This window comes from Asaia spathodeae NBRC 105894 (assembly GCF_025994195.1).
In the GTDB taxonomy this organism is placed as follows: Bacteria; Pseudomonadota; Alphaproteobacteria; order Acetobacterales; family Acetobacteraceae; genus Asaia; species Asaia siamensis.
On sequence record NZ_BAPY01000075.1, the window covers coordinates 1 to 552 of the forward strand.

The following is a 552-nucleotide window of genomic DNA, read 5'->3' on the forward strand; positions in this document are numbered from 1 at the left end:
ACATATTTCAGGTCGCTGGCGGTGATGCCCAGACCGTCGCTGGTGGCACCCGAGATCAGGTTGACGCCATTAAACGTGGCATTGCGCGAGATGGTGTCGATCTGCTGAAGCAGGCCGGTGATCTGCGTGCCGATCTGGTCGAGGGCGGCGGGGCTGCCCTGGTTGTTGCCGAGCGAAGTCACGGCGTTCTGAACGCTGTTGAGCACGCTGATGATCTGGTTGACGGCAGTGCTGGTCGAGCTGACCGTCTGTGCGGCAAAGGAGAGGCCGTCATTGACTGCGGACTGGCCGGAAACATTGCCCTGCATCTGCTGGGCAATGCCGTAGGCAGCGGCGTTGTCAGCGGCGCTCGAGACCTTCAGGCCGGTCGAGATGGTGTTTTCTGCACTGCTCAGGGCGGACTGCGTGGCGTTCAGGGTCTGAACGGCAACCATCGCCGAGGCATTGGTGTTGATCGAAAGGCTCATCGAATTTCTCCTGGTGCTTGCCCAGATATCGGGCCACGCAAACACCATAAATCCCGAAATGGATAAGAGAAGATTACCAAAAACG

The 552-nt window shown here is 58.9% G+C and carries 1 protein-coding gene; it reads right to left on the reverse strand.

Annotation, left to right across the window (positions count from 1 at the left end):
* The coding region (locus AA105894_RS15895; protein ID WP_267312595.1) for a flagellin at positions 1-467 on the reverse strand (467 nt) is incomplete at its 3' end.
* Positions 468-552 lie beyond the last annotated feature (85 nt).